The sequence below is a fragment of the Micromonospora sp. NPDC048839 genome (assembly GCF_040649915.1).
Taxonomy (GTDB): domain Bacteria; phylum Actinomycetota; class Actinomycetes; order Mycobacteriales; family Micromonosporaceae; genus Micromonospora.
In genome coordinates, this window is the sequence record NZ_JBEZGL010000054.1 from 1 (window position 1) to 2,687 (window position 2,687).

1 rRNA gene is annotated in these 2,687 nt (G+C 52.6%); it reads right to left on the reverse strand.

Going from position 1 to position 2,687, the window contains the following annotated elements:
• Window positions 1-2,687, reverse strand: a 23S ribosomal RNA gene (locus AB0C25_RS36520); the annotation flags it as partial.

The window sequence follows — 2,687 nt, forward strand, 5'->3', positions numbered from 1 at the left end:
TTACTAGCTTACGCTATGGGAAATCTCATCTCGAGGGGGGCTTCATGCTTAGATGCTTTCAGCACTTATCCCTTCCGCACATAGCTACCCAGCTATGCCTTTGGCAAGACAACTGGTACACCAGCGGTGCGTCCATCCCGGTCCTCTCGTACTAAGGACAGCTCCTCTCAAATTTCCTACGCCCACGACGGATAGGGACCGAACTGTCTCACGACGTTCTGAACCCAGCTCGCGTACCGCTTTAATGGGCGAACAGCCCAACCCTTGGGACCGACTACAGCCCCAGGATGCGATGAGCCGACATCGAGGTGCCAAACCTCCCCGTCGATGTGGACTCTTGGGGGAGATAAGCCTGTTATCCCCGGGGTAGCTTTTATCCGTTGAGCGATGGCCCTTCCATGCGGAACCACCGGATCACTAAGCCCGACTTTCGTCCCTGCTCGACTTGTAGGTCTCGCAGTCAAGCTCCCTTGTGCCTTTACACTCTACGAATGATTTCCAACCATTCTGAGGGAACCTTTGGGCGCCTCCGTTACTTTTTAGGAGGCGACCGCCCCAGTCAAACTGCCCACCTGACACTGTCTCCCACCCCGATAAGGGGTGCGGGTTAGAATGTCAATACAGCCAGGGTAGTATCCCACCAATGCCTCCACCGAAGCTGGCGCTCCGGCTTCCAAGGCTCCTACCTATCCTGTACAAGCTGTACCAAAATTCAATATCAGGCTACAGTAAAGCTCCACGGGGTCTTTCCGTCCTGTCGCGGGTAACCTGCATCTTCACAGGTACTATAATTTCACCGAGTCTCTCGTTGAGACAGTGCCCAGATCGTTACACCTTTCGTGCGGGTCGGAACTTACCCGACAAGGAATTTCGCTACCTTAGGACCGTTATAGTTACGGCCGCCGTTTACTGGGGCTTCAATTCAGAGCTTCGCGCGAACGCTAACCCCTCCTCTTAACCTTCCAGCACCGGGCAGGTGTCAGCCCCTATACTTCGCCTTACGGCTTCGCAGAGACCTGTGTTTTTGCTAAACAGTCGCCTGGGCCTATTCACTGCGGCTCTCTCGGGCTTGCACCCAAAAGAGCACCCCTTCTCCCGAAGTTACGGGGTCATTTTGCCGAGTTCCTTAACGAGAGTTCTCTCGCTCACCTTAGGATTCTCTCCTCGCCTACCTGTGTCGGTTTGCGGTACGGGCACCTTGAATCTCGCTAGAGGCTTTTCTTGGCAGTGTGGAATCAGGAACTTCGGTACTATATTTCCCTCGCCGTCACAGCTCCGCCTTCACGGTAATGGGATTTGCCTCATTACCAGCCTAACTGCTTGGACGTGCTAATCCAACAGCACGCTTACCCTATCCTCCTGCGTCCCCCCATCGCTCAAACGATTCATAAGGTGGTACAGGAATATCAACCTGTTGTCCATCGCCTACGCTCTTCAGCCTCGGCTTAGGTCCCGACTAACCCTGAGTGGACGAGCCTTCCTCAGGAAACCTTAGGCATTCGGTGGATGAGATTCTCACTCATCTTTCGCTACTCATACCGGCATTCTCACTTCTAAGCGCTCCACCAGTCCTTACGGTCTAGCTTCAACGCCCTTAGAACGCTCTCCTACCACTGACATCATAGATGTCAATCCACAGCTTCGGTGATACGTTTAGCCCCGGTACATTTTCGGCGCAGAGTCACTCGACCAGTGAGCTATTACGCACTCTTTAAATGGTGGCTGCTTCTAAGCCAACATCCTGGTTGTCTAAGCAACTCCACATCCTTTTCCACTTAACGTATACTTTGGGACCTTAGCTGGTGGTCTGGGCTGTTTCCCTCTTGACTACGGATCTTATCACTCGCAGTCTGACTCCCAAGGATAAGTATTTGGCATTCGGAGTTTGTCTGAATTCGGTAACCCGATGGGGGCCCCTAGTCCAAACAGTGCTCTACCTCCAATACTCTTACCTTGAGGCTAGCCCTAAAGCTATTTCGGAGAGAACCAGCTATCTCCAAGTTCGATTGGAATTTCTCCGCTACCCACACCTCATCCCCGCACTTTTCAACGTGCGTGGGTTCGGGCCTCCATCCAGTGTTACCTGGACTTCACCCTGGACATGGGTAGATCACCTGGTTTCGGGTCTACGACCACATACTCTATCGCCCTATTCAGACTCGCTTTCGCTGCGGCTCCGTCTCTTCAACTTAACCTTGCATGTAATCGTAACTCGCCGGTTCATTCTACAAAAGGCACGCTATCACCCATTAATGGGCTCTAACTACTTGTAGGCACACGGTTTCAGGATCTATTTCACTCCCCTTCCGGGGTGCTTTTCACCTTTCCCTCACGGTACTGGTTCACTATCGGTCACTAGGGAGTATTTAGCCTTGGGAGATGGTCCTCCCTGCTTCCGACGGGATTTCTCGTGTCCCGCCGTACTCAGGATCCACTCAGGAGGGAACGAAGTTTCGACTACAGGGTTTTTACCTTCTGTGACTGGCCTTTCCAGACCTATTCATCTACCCCGTTCCTTTGTAACTCCATGTAGAGTGTCCTACAACCCCAAGAGGCAAGCCTCTTGGTTTGGGCTAATCCCGTTTCGCTCGCCGCTACTAAGGGAATCGCGTTTGCTTTCTCTTCCTCCGGGTACTTAGATGTTTCAGTTCCCCGGGTCTGCCTTCAGTTACTCTATGTATTCAAGT